Source organism: Streptomyces sp. NPDC050263 (assembly GCF_040655955.1).
GTDB lineage: Bacteria > Actinomycetota > Actinomycetes > Streptomycetales > Streptomycetaceae > Streptomyces.
Map to the genome: position 1 here is coordinate 1 of NZ_JBFAKW010000167.1, position 18,660 is coordinate 18,660.

At 68.7% G+C, this 18,660-nt stretch carries 13 protein-coding genes and 1 pseudogene; 7 read left to right on the forward strand and 7 right to left on the reverse strand.

The features are described from left to right. The first annotated feature begins 95 nt into the window (after positions 1-95). On the forward strand, positions 96-1,229 hold the full coding sequence (locus AB0J04_RS41360) for a helicase associated domain-containing protein (protein WP_363173852.1): 1,134 nt from the start codon (positions 96-98) through the stop codon (positions 1,227-1,229). Here the strand turns inward: AB0J04_RS41360 and AB0J04_RS41365 are convergent. From AB0J04_RS41365 to AB0J04_RS41375, 3 genes are read right to left on the reverse strand one after another with little or no spacing between them, the layout of a single operon-like run. Next, positions 1,202-2,875: an ADP-ribosylglycohydrolase family protein gene (locus AB0J04_RS41365; RefSeq protein WP_363173863.1), complete on the reverse strand. Its 1,674-nt coding sequence runs from the start codon at positions 2,873-2,875 to the stop codon at positions 1,202-1,204. The genes AB0J04_RS41360 and AB0J04_RS41365 overlap by 28 nt on opposite strands. Before the next feature lie 17 nt (positions 2,876-2,892). Beyond that, entirely contained in the window at positions 2,893-3,576 is a 684-nt protein-coding gene (locus AB0J04_RS41370; protein WP_363173854.1) for a DarT ssDNA thymidine ADP-ribosyltransferase family protein, read from the reverse strand. After that, a complete protein-coding gene (locus AB0J04_RS41375; RefSeq protein ID WP_363173855.1) occupies positions 3,573-4,973 on the reverse strand; it encodes a 3'-5' exonuclease in 1,401 nt (466 codons plus the stop codon). Before AB0J04_RS41375 ends, AB0J04_RS41370 begins: the two co-directional genes overlap by 4 nt. A 204-nt stretch (positions 4,974-5,177) precedes the next feature. Between AB0J04_RS41375 and AB0J04_RS41380 the strand changes: the two genes are divergently transcribed. The 5 genes from AB0J04_RS41380 (at position 5,178) to AB0J04_RS41400 (ending at position 11,367) form a co-directional block, all read left to right on the forward strand. Further along, positions 5,178-6,584 (forward strand): DNA-binding protein, encoded by a 1,407-nt coding sequence (locus tag AB0J04_RS41380; protein ID WP_363173856.1) that lies wholly within the window; start codon positions 5,178-5,180, stop codon positions 6,582-6,584. A gap of 178 nt (positions 6,585-6,762) precedes the next feature. Continuing rightward, entirely contained in the window at positions 6,763-7,539 is a 777-nt protein-coding gene (locus tag AB0J04_RS41385) for a TnsA-like heteromeric transposase endonuclease subunit (RefSeq protein ID WP_363173864.1), read from the forward strand. Then, on the forward strand, positions 7,536-9,671 hold the full coding sequence (locus tag AB0J04_RS41390) for a Mu transposase C-terminal domain-containing protein (protein WP_363173857.1): 2,136 nt from the start codon (positions 7,536-7,538) through the stop codon (positions 9,669-9,671). Before AB0J04_RS41385 ends, AB0J04_RS41390 begins: the two co-directional genes overlap by 4 nt. Positions 9,672-9,754: 83 nt before the next feature. Then, positions 9,755-10,741 carry a TniB family NTP-binding protein gene (locus tag AB0J04_RS41395; RefSeq protein ID WP_363173865.1) on the forward strand — a complete coding sequence of 329 codons (987 nt, stop codon included), beginning with the start codon at positions 9,755-9,757 and terminating at the stop codon, positions 10,739-10,741. After that, positions 10,738-11,367 (forward strand): hypothetical protein, encoded by a 630-nt coding sequence (locus AB0J04_RS41400; RefSeq protein WP_363173858.1) that lies wholly within the window; start codon positions 10,738-10,740, stop codon positions 11,365-11,367. Before AB0J04_RS41395 ends, AB0J04_RS41400 begins: the two co-directional genes overlap by 4 nt. 90 nt (positions 11,368-11,457) lie before the next feature. Here the strand turns inward: AB0J04_RS41400 and AB0J04_RS41405 are convergent, their stop codons facing one another. The 3 genes and pseudogenes from AB0J04_RS41405 to AB0J04_RS41415 form a co-directional block, all read right to left on the reverse strand. Continuing rightward, on the reverse strand, positions 11,458-14,730 hold the full coding sequence (locus AB0J04_RS41405) for a hypothetical protein (protein WP_363173859.1): 3,273 nt from the start codon (positions 14,728-14,730) through the stop codon (positions 11,458-11,460). Between the two features lie 395 nt (positions 14,731-15,125). Then, positions 15,126-15,269 (reverse strand): annotated as a pseudogene (locus tag AB0J04_RS41410) (XRE family transcriptional regulator); the annotation flags it as partial. A gap of 6 nt (positions 15,270-15,275) precedes the next feature. Further along, a complete protein-coding gene (locus tag AB0J04_RS41415; RefSeq protein ID WP_363173860.1) occupies positions 15,276-17,480 on the reverse strand; it encodes a helix-turn-helix transcriptional regulator in 2,205 nt (734 codons plus the stop codon). 518 nt (positions 17,481-17,998) lie between these two features. Between AB0J04_RS41415 and AB0J04_RS41420 the strand changes: the two genes are divergently transcribed. After that, on the forward strand, positions 17,999-18,307 hold the full coding sequence (locus AB0J04_RS41420; protein WP_363173861.1) for a hypothetical protein: 309 nt from the start codon (positions 17,999-18,001) through the stop codon (positions 18,305-18,307). 19 nt (positions 18,308-18,326) lie between these two features. Here the strand turns inward: AB0J04_RS41420 and AB0J04_RS41425 are convergent, their stop codons facing one another. Next, positions 18,327-18,548, reverse strand: a complete 222-nt coding sequence (locus tag AB0J04_RS41425; RefSeq protein ID WP_363173862.1) for a hypothetical protein — start codon at positions 18,546-18,548, stop codon at positions 18,327-18,329. Positions 18,549-18,660 lie beyond the last annotated feature (112 nt).

Sequence of the window (18,660 nt, forward strand, 5' to 3'; positions counted from 1 at the left end):
TGGACCACAGGCCCCCTCGACCGGACCCGCCGCAGCAGCAGACTCGAACGGCTCAGCTACCGACTCTCCGCCTGAACGAATTGCGCAGCAGAGTCATGGACAAGCCGGCGCAGGAGTGGCTGCGCATCCAGCAGCGCCGCTACCACCTGCTCCTGCCGGGCCAGCACGATCTCCTCGACAAGCTCGGTCTGAAGCCGGAGACGGCCACCGCCGGAGCACAGGCTGCCACGGCCTGTGCGTCTGCTGCACCCGTGCGGGCCCCGGGTGGCCCACAAGGTGATGCGGAAGGTACGGAAGCAGTGGGAGGCCTTCCTGCGGTCGCGCGGCACAGGCCGCTGGGAGTTCCGCGGGTCGGACAGCGTCCCGACCAACGCGTCCGGTTCGACAGCGCGCTGGTGCACGCCCGGGCCTGGGCCGACGTCCACGGGCACCTGGCCGTTCCACGCGATACACGGCAGAGCGGCTTCGCGCTCGGGATGTGGCTGTTCAGCCAGCGCAACCGCGCCAAGCAGCGCGCCCGGCAAGGCGAGCCCGCCTCACCGCACCTCGGACAACTGGCCGCGATCGATCCATGGTGGAACCCGCCGTGGGACCTGCACTGGCAGCGCAACTACTACCGCGCCCGCGACTGCATGCGTGCCGGCCGTGGAGCCGACACGGTGGGCGGTCTCCCCGTCGGGAAAGACGCCCTGGGTATCTGGGTCAAGCGACAGTGCACCCTCTACACCAGCCTCCACCCCGACCAGCAGCACCTCCTCGCCGCTATCGGCATCACCCCCGAAGCCGCCCGGGCGCGAGTCGGCCCCCGTGACTCCCACCGGCTGACCACCACACCGCGCTTCGACACCGACGTCGCGCATGCCCGCTCCTACGCAGCCCAGCACGGGCACCTCGCCCCACACGCTGGCGAGGAACACGAGGGGTTCCCAATCGGGCGGTGGCTGGCCGAACACCGCCAACGCGCCCGCAAGAAGAGTGGAATGTCACCTCAAGCCCGGGTCCTGGCCAGCCTGGACCCGTGGTGGAACCCGCCTTGGCCGATGCGGTGGCAGTACTGCTACCACTACGCCCGCACCCTCCCCGACACCCCACGCGCCGCACGATGGATCACCGCCCAGCGCCAGGCATGGCCGCTCCTACATCCTGGCCAGCAGCAACTCCTGGCCGACATCGGCATCAGCGTGGGCAGGCAGCTCTCGTTTCAGCGAGGGCGCTCCTGCTCGCTGTGATAGGCGCGGGCCAGTAGCCCAGCGAAGGCAGCGGCCCGCTCGACGCCGTACCGACCACCTCGGATCTGGTGAAGCAACGCCCGGCCTACCTGCTCGGGAGTGAACCCGTTTCTCGCCAGCTCTTGAACGATCTCCTCAATGGACGGTGGTGCCTGCCGGTGGGCACGCTCGCTCACCGCACCAGGTGCAGTCCCAGCAAGGCCGGGCCTTTGATCGGCGGATACGGCAGCCTGCACCGGGGCTTCGAAGAGGAGTTGCTGCTCTTTCGGGACGTCTGCAGCCCGCCGACTCCGCGGTGGTCGCACGTCCCCCGGGAGCAGGTTCTCATCCAGTGGCCTGAGATCCAGCCTGGCTCGGACAAGGACGCTCTGGCCGAACGGCAAAGTGCCCCACACGTACGTGGCCTGGTTACTCGCTGCTGGTGTGTCCGTAGGCGTAAGGGGCCCTAGACCGGCCAGTGCTGGCCCCATTGGCGTGTGGCCTACGAGGTCGAGCGTGGCCTTGGGAGGGCTCCAGCGCAGAAGATCCGGGTAAGCGAATGTGGAGGCCTCACGCCCTTGAGAAATGTCCCACATGCGCCGTGCCTCGGAGTCGATTAGCTGGACATCTTGCACGGTGCCAGGCGGGGGGCCTGCCGTGACGACGCCTAGAAGAGCGCCAGCCATGGTGGCGATCGTGTCGGTGTCCGAGCCGAGGGTGTTGGCGGCAAGGAGCAGGCCAGCTTCTGGGGAGTCGGCATAGGCATGTGCCAGAACCGCGGCAAGCAGAGTGGTGACTGTGCCTGATCCACGTGTTGCGTCGTCGAAGCCGCCCCACCGCTGCACCAGGGCAGCGTAGGTCTCTGTTGTGAGGGGCGTTGTGGGGTCGAAGGCCTCGAGTGCTGCGCGGCATTCGTTGGCGACGGTGACGGCGGCCGAGCGGAAATCGATGCCAGCGGCATCACTCCATGTGTGTAGCCACAGGTATGCCAGTTCGTCGTCTTTTGCGATGACGTCCGGTACCTGCTCCAGCCAATCGACTGCGGGGCGCCACTGCTTGGGGCCGGGGAGTTCGTTGGTGTCCAGGGCGTGGGCCAGCAGGATGGCGTGCAGGACGGCGCCGAGGATGCCCCGGGGATGTCCGTGGGTGCTGACGGCGTTGCGTACGACGTCGCGGGTGATGTGGTCCCAGTTGGTGAGGTCTCGTGCGGACCAGACGTGGGGCTGGATACGCATGGCGGCGCCGTTGCCGCCGATGTCGACGTAGCGGGCGGCTTTGGTGGCGAAAACGTTCTGGGACCACTTGGCTTCGACCCGCATCAAACCGGTGGCTGCCGCTTTGGTCCCGCGGCCGGCGCCGAGGGCGTAGGCCTGCCAGGCAACGACTTCGATCTTCGCGAAGGCCTCGGCGTCGAATTCCCCGTCTCCGCGAATGGCGCGTGAAGTTGCAAGGCGCAGTTGGGTGTCATCGGAGTAGGCGCCTGCGGGGAGAGGCATGTCGCGTCCGTAGCGGCCTCCCACGCGCCTCTTCCAGGGCACGGTCGTGGTGACTTCATCCTGTCCGACGCGTCGTCGCACGCCGGCGGTGTCGGTCAGTTCGGTGATGAAGCCGAGTGCATCTCCGTACGCCGCCCACTGGGCTGAGGCGCGTACTGCCTCCCATTGCATGGCGCTCACCGTAGTCCTTACCTGCCGAACGTGACCGGGTCGACGATGATGTCGACCTCATCATGTCCGCTGACACTGACAATGGCCTCGGCCTTCGCTGCGTCTTCGTCGGTGAGGACGAAGATGCGCTGCAGGTGTCGGGTTGAGACGGCCTGCGGGTAGAGCACTTCGGCCTGGGGATTGGTTGGGAGGTGGGGCGCTCGGTCCCAGCGTGGCATCGTCTTCTTGAAGCCTTTGGGGACGCGGTCAGCGAAGAGGGCTTCGGCTCCGGGCAGTCCCTCGACGGGGGTGATGCCTTCGTATCCCATGTTGCCTGGGGCGAAGAGGACGCCGGGGTGCGTCATGATCACTGGATCGAAGCTGAGGACAGCCCAGAACAGGTCTTCGTTCGCCCACCAGTCTTCGCTGCTGATGCGAAGGAAGCGGTGGTTGGGCTCGCTGATGCTGAGGTTCACGTACGACCAGTACTTGGGGTCCTCGCGACGCCACTTGGTGTTCTCGTGGTAGATGCTCTCGAGGTACTCGTCTTTGGCAAGGAGCGCCCGAGCTTTGCACAGCCGCTGCACGAGGATGCCGAGCAGACCACGGTTGGTGGTGAAGTGCACCACTTCGGTGATCTTTCGTTCCTGGATGAGCGTGCTGATTCCCTCGGCGTATATGTCGCCGTCCGACGTGGGCGGACTCGGCTCTGTGGTGGTCATACGGCCTTCACGTCATAGGTGTCCGGGTCCATGCAGGCGATGAGGTCGCTGGCCTCGGAAGGCTTGTAAGTGATGGTCAAGGTCTTGCGGGCCCGTCCAGCGGACATGGCCAGCAGGCGCAGGTGCGCGTCTCGCTCGCTGTCACCGGGTTCAGTGGCGTGCGGCATGACCTCGCTGCTGAGGCCGCCGATGATCACGTGGTCGAACTCCAGGCCCTTTGCGGAGTGCATGGTCGACAGCGCCACGTTCACCGGGCCGGTGGGCCATTCCCCGGTACGCGTGAGCGGGACCCAGGCCAGCCCGGCTGTATTAAGGCGTGCCTTGACCTCGCTGAACCAGCCGCCGCCCTTGGCATGGAGGATGGCGACGGACTCGTCGTTCTCCGGGCCGAGATCGTTGAGGAACTGCACCACGTGGTCCATCTGCTGGGTGAAGGTCCCCTGGACCAGCAAGGGCTTGTCGCCATCCTCCCCGCAGGAAGAGAGGTCCGGGATCGCGGCATCGTCCGTGGTCTCTACGTCGCGCAGCAGGGGGGCGGCGAAGGCAGCGATCTGCCGGGTGTTGCGGAAGTTCTTCGACAGCAGCTTGCTGTTGTGCGGCCCCACGCTCAAGCCGACTTCAGCCCAGGTGAAGCGCTGGGGGTAGATGCGCTGGGCCGCGTCGAGGACGAAGGTGAGGGTGTGCTCGTCGGTGACGTGGTTGAGGACCGCCCGGACCTGGTTGGCGGAGAAATCCTGGGCCTCGTCCACAACGACGACGTGGTACGGGTCGTCGGCGCGCTTGGCCGCCATGGCGTTGGCCAGGTCAGCCCAGTCCCAGGCCTGCTGTTCCTTCTTCCACTCCTGGAAAGGAACGATCACCTCGTCCAGCAGCCGACGGCGCAGCGAGGCCGGCATGCGCGGGGAACGGCCACGGCCCTGCCGCTCGCACTCGATGTACTCGGTCAGGCGGTCCGGCGTGAAGCGGCCCAGGACATAATCCACTTCAGAGCGTACAAAGTCCTCGGACAGGGGCAGGGCCGCGGCCAGGGCGTCCAGCTTTCCGTTGTGCTCGTGCTCTTGAAGGATCCGCTCGTAGGGCACGCGGTCGGTGGCCCACTTGGCGAAGGTGGAGATCGTCAGCTCGACGTCGTTGCCCTTGATCTGTTCCTTGGTCAGTTCCTCGATGTAGCCGCGCAGAGTCTTGTTGTAGGTGAGGACCAGGACGCGGACGGGGCCGTCGATGAAGCCGTCACGGCGGCGGCGCTGCCAGTACCGGACGGTGAACTTCAGCCGGTACAGGGCGGTGGTCGTCTTGCCGCTGCCGGCGGCGCCCCGTACGACGAACACCCCCGGTTTGTGATTGTTGATCACCGTGAGCTGCTCGCTCGTCGGCTGCGTCGGCCTGAGAACCTTCACCCGCGCGTCCCCTCCCCAAGACTCGCTCCCCCGTACCTGAGGCCATGTTAGAAGTCGGCGCCACCAGGCAGGCTGAAGATCGGACAGGCATTCTGTCGCATGATTACGGTTAGCGATACACCGCTCACCCGTTCGGGTGACGGAAACTGATCAAGGCTCCCCAGAAACGCCCACCCGGATCGCCGAACACGAGACCGTGGTGGAGTGCCCCATCATCCCGGCCTTCTGCGGACAGCTCCCCTGCATGGGGAGACGACCTCGTCGCTGATCTGCCGCATCGCAGGCCGCTACGGGATGGAAGCGAAAGTGTTGCGGTCGTGCTGGCAGTGGCGCAACTACCCGCCAGGGCACGACGGAGGAGGCGCGCGGGCCGACGCCGAGGTGCTGCTGAATGCGGCCGGACGGCAGCTCCTGGCAGGCCTGTGCGGCGTCGAAGAAGACGTCCTGGCGCGGGCGTTGCCGTCCTGGGGACAGGAGGACGCCAAGCTGTCGGCCGGAAACAACGGAGTGCCGGCGGCGGCGTGGCGGACCGGAGGCGCGGTCGCCGGGCCGGTCGCCTTCGGCTGCCGCCTGTGCGCGGCTCGGCGCACGGGGACGGCCGTGCGGGTGGTGCGGTACGCGCCGCGATGGGAGCGGGTGTGCGCCCGGCACCGGCGGTGGCTCCTGGACGCGGACGCCGACCAGCCCCTGGAGCACCTGGACGTGCGGGGTGTGCCGGAAGTGGCCGCGGCGCAGCGGCGGTGGACGGGCGTGGCGCGGCGCGCAGCACGGGCCGGAGCAGATCCGGAGAGGGTGTTCGCGCTGGCGCACGCGGTGGTCGCCCGGTGGTGGGAACAGGCCCTGCACTGGGAGCGGGAAACCATCTGGCCGCGGCGGCTGCACCAGGTCGCGGGCGGCAACGCCGGGACGGAGCTGGAGCGGTGGCGGATCGTGGGGCGGGACGCGGTCGTCTTCCCCGAGGTGGTGGCCGTGGCCGACGCGCTGCTGGACCCGGCCATGGCCGAGCTGGTGTGGAGGGACAGCGGGGCCGGGCAGCCGCGGCCGCTGCCCGCCGACGGGTCGTTCTGCCGCCGGCTCGGTGAGCTGGTCGGGCGGGGGTGGCTGGGGCCGCTTGCCGCCACCGACTACGGCGGCCCGCTGACCTCGTGGATGGGCGCTGTCATCCGCATCCGCCGCGGCGCGGGGGGTCCGCCCGGCTACGGCAACGATCCGTGGTGGCTGCGCCAGGAGCACGAGCCCGCCACCATGGCCGGACAGTTGCGCGTCCTGTCCAAGGAGCGCAACGCGCCCGGCTCGGGCACCACGTGGCGCTCTACGGTGCCGGCCGAGCAGCGGGCGCTGATCACCAGCCTGGTCAACGACGCCGAAGAGCAGCTGACCCAGCTGCGCGGTGCCCAGTACGGCAAGACCGCCGACGCCGCGCAGCAGTTGCTGGGCAACCTCGGCCATGCCGCCACGCTGATCGACCAGGCCGTACGGGAAACCGCAGCAGCAGCCCTCGCGGCCGGGATGGCACTGGAGGATCTGGCGCGCTGGATCCGCCTGCCGGCCGATGTCCTGGCCGAGGCACTCGCGGCCCACCGCAACGGGCGGCCGGGAAAGGAGCGGTGAACAAGTGCCAGGAGGCAGGGAGGTGTGCACGGAACCGTCATCCGCAGGGCAATACCTCATTGCCCCGCACTCGTGATCAAAATCCGTGAAGCCGCCCGCCACGCAGGCAGGACGGGCTTGACTGGGGCACGTGGGCAGCAAGGACGCAGCGGCCGCATCGGGCGGCCGCTCACAGCACATGCAGACGGACACCGGATCCGAGTGGGAGGCGGTCTTCATCGACCCCATCGGGCAGGTGGTGCAGCAGCGGTGGGCGGACGCGGTTCTCGCGGTGACCTTCGAGGAGCTGGAGCCGGTTTCGGCGTTCCCGGTGGTGCCGGGACGGCGGTGGGGGCCCGGCCAGTGGTGGTCGGCCACGACCGGCCGGCATGTGGCGTGCGGGTCGGCCGCGATGCGGACGCAGCTGATGGTGCTGGACCGCGACCCCGAGGTGGTCGGCCTGGCCGGGCGGCCGGTCCGTCTGCTGTGGCGGGACACGCGCGGCCAGGTCCGCTCGTGGGTGCCGCAGCTCTTCGCCCGCCACCGCGACGGCACCGCCCTGCTGGCCGACTGCCCCAGCCACCCGGAGGCCGGCGGCGAGCGGGCACAGCGGGCCGCGACGGTCCTGGAGGAGGCGTGCGCGCAGGCCGGCTGGAGCTACCGGCGCCTTGAGCCGCTGGAGAAGACGCTTTCGGCGAACCTAAAATGGCTGGCCGGCTACCGCCATCCCCGCAACGCCGGCCGTCCCCGTCTCGCGGCCGCCGTACGTGAGGTGTTCGCACAGCCGCGGCCGCTGATCGAGGGCGCCGAAGCGGTGGGCGACCCGATCGAAGTCCTGCCTGCCGTCTTCCACGCCCTGTGGCACGGACACCTCACCACGCCCCTGGACGTACCGCTTAACGAGCGGGTCCTCGTCAGTACCGGCGTCGGCGGTGCGAACGGCCGCGGCGGCCCGGGCAGCGGGGATGGGCGGTGAGCGTGCGGCGTGGCGGCCGACCGGTGCTGCAGGTGGGAGCGCACGTCCGCTTCCGTGACAGCGTCTGGCAGGTCATCGCTGTGGCAGGGCAGCAGGTCCACCTCGCCGGTGAAACAGGCGAGAACAAAACGGTCGTGGCCGGGCATCTGTTCGCCGACCCATCCTTCGCCATCGTGGGCGCCGAGATGCCCCAGGCCGTGACGCAGTGGGGTCTGTTCGAAACCGCGCCCGAGGACGCGCGGCGCAAGGCGCTGGCCTGGCAGCGGCACATCCGCCAGGTGGAGACCGGCCTGCCCGGCGGGACGGACAGCGACGGGGCGCCCCGGGCCGAATACGACCCCGACCGGTTCACACTCGCCCAGCGCGAGGAGGCCAAGGCGGCGGAGCTGACCGCGATCGGCTTCGGACCTGTCTCCCGGACCACGGTGCAGCGCATGCGCCTGGCCTACCGCAAACAGGGCTTGTGGGGCCTGGTCGACCACCGCACCACCCGCCGTCCCAGCCCTACCGGGCGTACCGACGAACGCGTCATCGCCGCCATCGAGGAAGCGCTGCGCCGCCAGCGCGGCCGCTCCAAGGGCACCGTCAAGGGCCTGACGCCCCTGGTCGCGCAGATCCTTACCGACCGGCACGGCCGCGGCATGGTGCCCATGCCTTCCCAGGCCACCTTCTACCGGCTCGTCCACCAGCTCGCCGGTCCCGCCGAACACCCCCACCGCCCCGCCAACACCCTCCCCACCCCGGCCGGCAGGCGGGCGTTCACCCCGACCGTGGCGCTGCGGCCGGGCGAGCAGGTTCAGGTCGACACCACGCGGCTGGACGTCCTGGCCGTCTTCGACGACGGCACCACCGGCCGGCCCGAACTCACGATCGCCGTCGACGTCGCCACCCGCGCCATCCTCGCCGCCGTCCTGCGGCCCGCCGGCACCAAGGCCGTCGACGCCGCCCTGCTGCTCGCCGAGATGGCCGTCCCCCACCCGGCCCGCCCCACCTGGCCCGACGCACTGCGCCTCGCCCACACCCAACTCCCCCAGCTACAGCGGCTGATGGGTCTGGACGAACGCCTTCAGGGCGCAGCCGCCCGGCCGGTGGTAGTACCCGAGACGATCGTCGTGGACCGGGGCAAGGTCTACCTGTCCACGGCGTTCAGCGCCGCCTGCGAAACCCTCGGCATCAGCGTCCAGCCCACCCCGCCCCACGCCCCCGCCGCCAAAGGCATCGTCGAGCGCACCTTCGGCACCATCAACGCCCTGCTGTGCCAGCACCTGCCCGGCTACACCGGCTCCGACGTCACCCGCCGCGGACCGGACGCCGAAACCGAGGCCTGCTTCAGCGTCGCCCAGCTGCAGGACCTGCTGGACGAATGGCTGATCCACTACCACCACCGCCCCCACGAAGGCCTGCGCCACCCCACCCTGCCCAAGAAGGCGCTCACCCCCAACCAGATGTGGGCCGCCCTCATCGCCGTCGCCGGCCACGTACCCCTCCCGTTGAGCGGCAGCGACTACCTCGAACTGCTGCCGGTGCGCTGGCAGGCCATCACCGAACGCGGCATCCGCATCGACCACCGCACCTACGACGCGGACATCCTCGCCCCCTACCGCGGCCAGCCCTCCCCCGTCACCGCGCGCGGCTGCAAATGGGAGATCCACACCAACCCCCACGACGCCCGCCAGGTCTGGATCCGCCTGCCCGACGGACACCTGGCAGAGATCCCGTGGATCCACCGCGACCACATCCACCAGCCGTTCAACAGCACCACCTGGCAGCACATCAAAACCATCACCGCCCGCCACGGCGACCGCGACACCCACGAAGCCGACCTCGCCGACGCCCTCGACCAGCTCATGCGCCGCGCCCACACCGGCACCGCCACCCCCGGCGAACAGCGCCTGATCACCCGCACCGCACCACTGAAAACACCCCCGCCCACGGCCGTCACCCGCCCTCCCCACACTCCGGACCCGCAGGCCGACAGCTGGGACGACGACAGCCTCGACGACCTCGACACCGTGCCCAACGACCCGGAGCAGGCCGACGGCGACGACGAAACCGTCGACAACGGCGACGCGCCCGTCCCGTACACCGGACTCGGCCTCTACGACCCCGCCCAGGAAGCCCTCAACTGGTGACCAGCCCCGCACGCAACGACCACGCCACCACCGACACCGAGGTACCGCTGCCCGGCCCGCACGCAGCAGATCCGCAGTGGCCGATCACCACCTGGCAGGGCTGGCACAACTTCGCCACTACCCCGCCTCTCGCCCCGCCCCAACCCGGCGACGCACTCCGCAGCACGGAAGAACGCCTCGCCTACCACTCCGCGTTCGTCACCGTCCGCACCCCCGCCATCAACACCCTCGCCACCCAGGTCCGCACCCTGATGCTGCTCGGCCACCACCAGCAGACCACCGCCCGGCCCTCACTGATCGTCACCGGCCCCGCCACGGCCGGGAAAACGACCGCCCTCCTCGAAGTCGGACGCACCTGCCACCTCGCCCACACCCGCAAACACCCCGCCCCGCCCGGACGCACCCACCAGCAGATACCGGTCGCGTACCTGTTGGTGCCGCCCGGCGCCACCGCCAAGACCCTCGCCACCGAATTCGCCCGCTACCTCGGCATCCCCGTCACCACCCGCATGACCCAGGCCCAGATCACCAACGCCGTCTGCCACACCTACACCCAAGCTGGCGTCCGCCTGGTCCTCATCGACGAGATCCACCGCCTCAACCCGCGCACCACCACCGGCGCCGAAGCCGCCGACCTGCTGAAAGACCTCACCGAGCGCATCAGAGCGACCTTCGTCTACACCGGCATCGACGTCGCCGCCACACCCCTGTTCAGCGGCATACGTGGCGCCCAACTCGCCGGCCGCGCCAGCCTCATCACCTGCGGCCCCCTCCCCGCCCGCCACGGAAACACCCGCCCCTTCACCGACCTCATCACCGACATGGAGAACGCCCTCGACCTCACCCAGCACACACCCGGCACACTCCCCCGCCACGCCTCCTACCTCCACCAGCGCACCGCCGGCCGCATCGGAAGCCTCGCCCGCCTCATCCGCCAAGCAGCCATCACCGCCATCTGCGACGGCACCGAACGCATCACCAAAAAGGCGCTCGAAGCCATCCAGCTCGACCACCTCGCCGAAGAAGAAAACCGCCCCCGAACCCGCCAGAACGGCATGATGCGGACATGAAGACGACCACCGAGACGCCGGGCGGCGACGATTTCGCTGCCCTCTGCTGGCAGGCCTGGGACACCTTGATCCCCGCCCGCACCGGCTACCTCGCCAACGTCTCACCCCACTACGACGAGGTCCTCCACGACATCGCGCAGCGCACCGAGCACACCGGCAGCCTCGGCAAGACGGACATCGCATCCCTCGTCGTCTGGAAACGGCTCTCCGCACAAACCCGCTGGGTGACAGACCTCATGTCCCTGCCCGACACCCACGTACGAGCCGTCACCGAGCGAGCCGTCACCGCCGTCCGCGACACCAACCTCACCCGCAGCGAAGCCGCCCGCACCGGACGCGGCATCATCTGGGAACTGCCCGGCTTCCGGACCGGCGACGCCCTCGCCTCAGCCGTCCTGACCGCAGCAGCACCACAGCGGATGGCCGTCTACGACCGCCGCGTCCAACACGCCCTCGACACCCTCCGCCTCCCCCTCACCCCCACACCAGGACGCTACGGCCGCTACCTCCAACTCCTCGACGACCTCCTCCACCACGGCCCAGCACACGCCGACGGCTGGACCGCACGCGACATCGACACCGCCCTGTACTGGACCGGCAGACCCGCCCCGACGCCAAGCCGCTGACCAGCACAAACCCGCGTTAGCCCTTTAGATGCCGGAGGCCCTCGGCACGGCAGGGGCCGCTCTGCCGACCGCTCTCCTGGGTGGGTTGGTTCAGGACGGGCCGGGCTGGTCATCGGTGTCCGTGAGCAGGGGTGCGAATTGGTAGTGCCCGCGATAGGTAGCTCGGTTGACGATGTCGCGGGCCAGTTCCTGGTGTTCAGGAGAGGCTAGTCCGGCCAGCAGAACGGCGCGGATGTCGCTCTCCCTGATCCGTGGGGCGTAGTCGTACATGTCCAGCGTGGTGACCCATCGGTGCATCAGTTCCAGGACTGGTCCGAGGTGGTCGGTGGCTGCTTCGGCCAGGAAAGAGTAGATGCGCCGGTCACGGCCGAGGCTTCCGGTCGTCTCGAGGACAACGCGCAGCTGTTCCAGGCGCCAGATGACCGGGAAAGCATCATTGCGGGCCAGCGGGCCGATCAGGGTGTGCAGCTCTTCGGGTTGCGGTGCAGGTCCATTCGCGTTGTCATCCCGAGCGGTCAGCCGCCAGGTCCACCACTGCATGATGTGGTCGCGGGTATCGGGTGGCAGATCACGGTGGTGAACGACTTCGCTCAGCGAGGAAGCGAGCTGAACTCCAGCCACAGGTGAGGAGCACAGGTAGTCGACCATGGTGCTCTCGTCGTCCAGTCCGAGCAGACCTGCCAGATAGATGGCCATGAGGTGATCACCCAGTCGCCGGTGCAAGTCCCGGTGATCCTGACCGTCCACTGCGGGTGTGCGTGCTGCAGTGCGGTAGACATCCATGAGGAGGCTCACGACGGACTCGGTGAGCGACGACATGCTGCTCAGGTAAGCCATCCAGCTGGCACGGCCCAGTGCGGTGTCGAGGTTGAACAGGACCTCGATTCGGCGTCGCGTCCACGCCGGGTCGAGAGCATCAAGTCGGGTGATCAAGGACCCGGCGGTCCGACCGACGGGGCTGGCGCCCGCGGCAGCGGGCGTGCCAGCCGCGTCCAGCAGCAGGGTGTCCAAGGCGGTGAACAGCACCTGGAAGGCGGCGCCGTGTTCGCGGCGCCACAGTGCCCACGCGACGGCGGCGCGCAAGGCTGTTTCCAAACTCTCGTCCCAAACAGACTGCTGGTCGCCGTCAAGGTCGTCTTGTGGTGACCTGGCGGCGCTCCAGACCGACTCGAGTACGTCCCACAGTGCGTCGCCGAGCAGGGTGGGAATCTGCTGAGTGTTCTGCAGCGCCAGTCCCGCCAGCACAAACCGGGCAACGGCCAGGTGCAGGGTGCCGGTGTCGGAGGTATGAGGACGTCCGGTAGCCGACTTTACGAGCGGGAGGATGGTGGCCCAGCTGAGTTGCTGGCCAGCCTGAATAGCCGTACGGAATCCGTCGAGAACGGCGGCGAGGTGGTCATCAGCCAACTCGGCGAACTGCGGAGCGTCCTCCTGGTAAATGAGGGCCTGGCTGGTCACGGCGGCTTGCAGCTGACTGCAGAAGGCCTCGGCGTTCGTGCCGAACCGGGTCGGTGTGGGCTGGAACTGCCGGGCGTGACTGATCAGTTCGGTGGCGGTCATCGCGGCCAGGTTCTCCGGCGAGCCCTGCTCTTCAGATTCCGACCAGGCCAGGGGCTGGGGAATCGTGTCCAACGACGGTGCCGGACCGAGGCTCTCGCACAACTCTCGGTAGCGCCGCAGCTGCTGCTCGGGCAGGACATCGGCCAGTGCGGCATAGCGGTCTCGCTGCCAGGCGCCCGCCCACTGCTCCACGTACTGCTCCGGCGGCTCGGCGCCACCGGAAGTGCTACGGAACCGCTCCACGAACCGTTCGGTGTCCGGCCCAGCGTCGATGACGGCCAGTACCCCTTCGAGCGCAGCCGGACGCAGCGAGCTGGCACTGGCGCGGGCCAAGAGTGCCCACTCACGCCGCGACCGGGCGGCGGGGATCTGGTCGGGGTCCGTCAAGATGCTCTCCACCGCGTCCGGGGCGTTGGCACCGTGACGCTGGAGAATATGCAGGCGGAGCCTGCGGAAGACCAGCCACGGCTGGGACTCCAGGATGGGAAGGACGCGGCGGATGTCTGTGGCCGCCAGGTGGTCTGCCGTGTCGCGGACCGCCTCGGTGAACAGGGCACGGTCGTCAGAGCGCATCCCCCCGTGGCCCGGGTCCAGCACCGGGTACCACACGGTAGACAAGTCTTCTCCCTCGGCGCGGTCAGGGTCCATTCCGGTGGTCAGAAGCGCGCTGGCCAGGCTGCTGGCCAGCACATCCAACCAGGCAGTCCCTAGGTGACGGGCCAAGTCGACGTTATGCGTACGGAGGATTTCCTGGAGGTCGTAGTCGTCGATCCGGCCGCCGTGCTGTGCGGCCTGCAAAAGTGCGGTCATCACCGCCAGAGCCTGCTCGGTGTGGCCGCCCTGGGCGCAGCGGACTGCAAGTTGGGCGTAGCGGTCCGGGGCGATCAAGTAGGGGCCACGGATCGCTTCCACCGCTCGTGGCACCAGACGCGCTGCCTCCGCAGGGGACAGCAGGAGTGCCACTTCGGTCACATCTAGGTTGACCCGAGGATTGTCCGTCGAGGGGATCCGCTCGGCGATGGCCGACACAACTGCCGGAGCAGCGCTGGCCATCCGCACCAGATACGTTGAGGCCGGCCAGGCAGGAAAGGCCACCGTGCCCGCTTCGTCATCGGGTTCCGGTGCTGGCGGCGTGCTGAAAAATCCGTTCTTTTCCAGGTGCGGCAGCCACTCAGGGGTGTTCAGCAGCCCGAAGAACCGTTCCTGGGTCAGGTAGTCCTGAGGGAAGGCTCCCATCAGCAGCTTCATATCGGTCTTGCTGGGATTGCGGACAGCAGCCAGGGTCTCCAGACGCTGCAGCACGGTGACGTAGCGGGTCTCGAAGCGGTCGAGGACCACATCGAGCATGTCCTCCAGATCGGTCAGGCGCAGACGAACCGCTTCGTCCATCGGCGTCTGTTCCATACGGACCCGGTGCGCGTAGCTGTGCAGTTTCGTTGCCTCCGCCAGCCAGACCTTGCCCGCAGGACTGCCGGTTGGGATGTCCAGCCAGTCCAGCACACCCTGTACTTCGAACAGGTGCCGACGGCTCTGGGGCGGGTCCTTCCGGATGGCATCGGGCAGGAGAACCTCCCGAAGGGCGCTCTCCAGTTCCCGGAACAGGTGCGAGACCAGCATCCCGGTCGAACGCAGCGGCAGGTCCTCATCCAGCAGAGTGCAGATATCGGCGTACCAGCCCGCGGGCCCGGGGCCGAACCGGCGCAGGCGGCTCAGAATCCGCTGCCGCCTATCAAGGTCGGCCGGGCCTGGGCGTTGCCCGGACAATCGCTCCAGAGGAACCTCGCGGTCCTGCTCCTGCGACACCCGCGCCACCCCCTATCGGCCGGCCCAGGCCAGCGCCACGACTGGAGAGCCGGACCGCCCCAAGGACACGCCGGACTACACCCTGATCGTTCCACAGCCGCCCCGTCCTCGCGGCCTCGATGACCGACCTGCTCCCCGGCCCCGATCGCCAGCCACCGGCCATCCCAACCACACGGCAAGCCCCTGACCAGCACGAACCCGCACCGAACCATTAGGTACAAGAAACCATCCCCAACGCCACACCACCTCTATCAACAGACTCCCAATAACCGCAGATCAGACGCCTCCTGACCACCGCCGAGGGACCCAGAAGCGCCCTTCCCTCTTCTCAACAAATCATCAACACCACAGCTCACGCGACGCCCACCACACCAACTGCGAACCCCTCAATCACAGGAGATCCGCAGCATCTGGGCGACCGCCTTGGTGCCCTTGAGCTGCTTGACCAGGTACCGCATCTGCGCACCCGCGCTCTTGGGCGCCGGGCGAGTGAACGCCTTCTGCACCGCGGCGTCCAGGCCGTCCCCGAACATACTCATCGCGGTCTACTCCCCGGTGTCCTGATCGGTGACGGTGCCGTCCTTGATGTAGCGGGCGAGATTGAGATCCGGGGCGTTGAACTGCTCGCGAACGCCCTCGCCCCACAGCACGCTCTGGGTGCCCTCCCACTTGACCAGTCCGGGGTTCACGCCGAGCTTGAAACCGCCGGGTAGTGGCTTGCCGTCCCGGTAGGGCAGGAAGTCCAGCGGCGACGGCCCGTCGGAGGCGTAGACGGCGCAGTCCGAGAGGACCGCGACCGGGTACTGCCCGGTGAAGGCGGCGTGCTTGACGATCTTGCGGTGCATGTTGATCCGGGTCCGGGAGATGACGGCGGCGCGGATGTCCGGACGCCACGTCGGCCGGGCAAGGGCACGCCACGGCTGTCCCGGCTTCCAGCCCTCGCCACGCGGGCGCTCACGCAGCTTGCCGATGCCGCCCTTCACGGTCGCCTTGACCGCGGACACCACGATCGCCAGCTGAGGGTCACGCTGCCGGTAGCCGTCCATCGCCTTCAGGAACTCCTCCGGCGACAGGTCCGCGCCCACCCCGAGATCGTCCATCGTGGCGAGGTAAGCGTCGCGCAGGCGGTTGTACCAGCCGTCCAGGTAACGCCCGTTGTCGTAGCGCACCCACGCCTCGACCGGGCGCACCTCGTTGCCCAGTTCGACCGCGTACGCGACGGTGGGCGTGGCGTACCACGCAGGGCCCTCGGGCCGTTCACCCTTCGGCGTGAACGGACTGGGCAGCAGCGAGCCGTCCAGGTCCGCCCACGTGTCCTTGGCGACCTTCACCCTCGACAGGTCGATATGGGACAGGTCAACCAGCCAGGAGCCGGGCAGTTTCGCGTCGAAGACGGGGTTCTTGACATGCGTCGGCGCGCCCAGGCCGACCATGAGGCCGTTCGCGCCAGCGGCGAAGGCCATGTTCACGTCGATGCCCACCAGGTGAGGGCGCAGGCATTCGGTGTCGGTGAGCGGGCGGGCCCAGTCGTACGCCTCCTCCATCAGTACCTCCGCCGGAGTGCGGTGGTGGAAACGCGGCAGGTCTGCGAGCAGCGGGTGCCCGTCGGGGGCCTCGCACGGTGCGCAGTCCACCGGATCCTTGCCCAGCGAGCCGGGGTTGTGCTCGGAGTGCCGCTTCCCCGTCTCATCGGGTTCGGATGCGCGGGTCGGCGGATGCAGGGCGGTCATCAGCTCCAGGCCGGTGACAGCGGTGGAGCCGCGCGGCGTCATCACCCTCGACGCGTACGTACCGAGCAGCTGGGTGAGTTCTGCGGGCGGAAGCTGGGCGGCGTCGACCCAGTGGCGGGTGTCGAGCGCCTGCCAGGACGGGATGCACAGCTGGACGCAGGCCCGCTCCGAACCCGTGGCGGGGCGGTAGATCCTCGCCCACGGCCCGAACCCTCGCTTCGTCAGCTTCCACTCCGCGCGGGCCAGCTGTTTGATGACCTTGTGCCCCTCCGGGATCCGCCCGGCGAGCCGCTCTTCCTGGGTGAGGGCGACCGGCAGGCCGTAACGCTCCAGCGCGGACTCGGTCAGCACGAGCAGCGGGTCGGCGTCCTTGCCCGGGCCGGACAGCTTCGGCTGACCGATCCTGGCCTCCTTCAACGTCCAGTCGACCAGGGCCGGGAGGGACTTCGCGGGCACGTCCAGGACCAGGCCACCGACGCAGTACGCGAACACCTGGCCGTCGGCGACATCAACCACAGCCAGCGGTCCGTTCTCGAAACGCGGGTCGGCACCGCCAACCGGGGCGGCCTTCCTCGCGCCCGGCCGGCGCAACGTCGGCCTGGTCGTGGCCGCCGGAGGCGGTACAGCGGCGGGGCGGGGTGGGGTGTTCTCGGAAGGAGGCTCCGCAGCCGGGGCTGTGGGTCTGGTGGGAGCTTTGGCAGGTTCAGCTACCGATGGCACAGGAGCAGCAGGGACACGTGTCTCGGGACCCGCCGTGTCTTCAGGGGACACCAAGGCGTTGGCAGGGTAGAGCTGGGCGAGCTGCTTCAGCATGCGGGCGTAGGCATCGCGCTCCGGCGGCCGCGGCTCGGTCTTACCGGCCTCCCAGCCGCTGACCGTCGCACGCCGCACCTGCAGTGCGGCGGCCACCTCATCCAGCGTCAGACCGTGCGCCTGACGCAGCCGCCTGCGTTCCGCCGGGGGCGGCAACGGGGAGCGGGACGCGATGAGCGCGTCGACCGCGTCGAACAGCTCGGACATACAGCACCTCCTGTCCCACAACCCTAGCGTGAAGCGCACGTTTCGCGTACCAAACACGTACGGATGGCGTAAATGGCGGTTGGGGGTTCACGGTTGCTTCGGGAAGGGTGTTCTCGGGCTTGGGTTACTGCTGGCTCTTTAGCCGAGGGCTGCAGTTGGTGTCTTGGCTATGCCTGAACTGGCCGGGGATAGCGGCTTGGTGTGAGAGTTCTGGGAGAGCAGACGGCCGCCGTGCACCAGCCATCGCGGTGGCAGAACGCTCGGGGGCGGGCATGGGTGAGATCGTCAAAGGGCTCGAGCGGGCGTTGCTGACCCGTCCCGTGCCTACGAAGGATGCCGCTGTGCGTTTCCTGCTCAGGGCGGAGAAGGGCTCCACGAAGAACGTGGCTGTCCTCCTGGGGATCTCCCAGCGCACGGTACAGAGGTGGGTCACCACCCGGCCGGGAATGCGTGGCCGTCCCAGTGCTGTGCATACGGGGTTGATCGATGAGGCCGTCAGGGCACGGTGGCAGCCTCTGGTGCGCGCCCGTCTGCGGGCCCGCGCCGAGTCCGACGGGTTCGTCTTCCACACCAGGGCGCGGTTCGGATTCGCCGCTCCGGCAGGCTCGTCGGACGATCCGCGGGTACGGCTGATCACCCAGTACCTGTCGGGAGAAGTGGCCCGCGAGCTGTTCGCCGCCCGGGACGCCGGCGGGGGCGAGCAGCAGCAGATGGTGATCCTCGCCCGTGCTTTGGGGCATGCCTATTTCCGGGACGGAGGCCGACGTGCTCACGGCCTCGGGATCGCCTTCACCGACGTGGAGTTCGCCGATTTCTCCATCGACTGACGTGCACCTGGCTTCGGGCTCAGGACGAGGGCGGGATCTGGTGCCGTGTCAGCATCGCGTCATAGCGTCGTGCTTCCTTCCGCTCGCGCCAGTCCCACTGGATACGGCCGGTGCGCTGGCTGGCGGGCGGCTGCGGCGGGCGAAGCCTCGCGGCCTCGGCCACGCGCAGCAGGTGGGTGCGGTCGTGAGGGCCGGTCAGCAGATGCTGGTCCTGGCCGGGCGCGAGCCGGGCGAAGCACACGGCGGCCTTCAGGAAGAGGGACTGTAAAACGATCGGTGTAACTCCTGATCAAGGAAGATGCATCGATGACCAGCGACAACGTGACCGAGGCCGAGTCCGTCGAGGCCGCTGA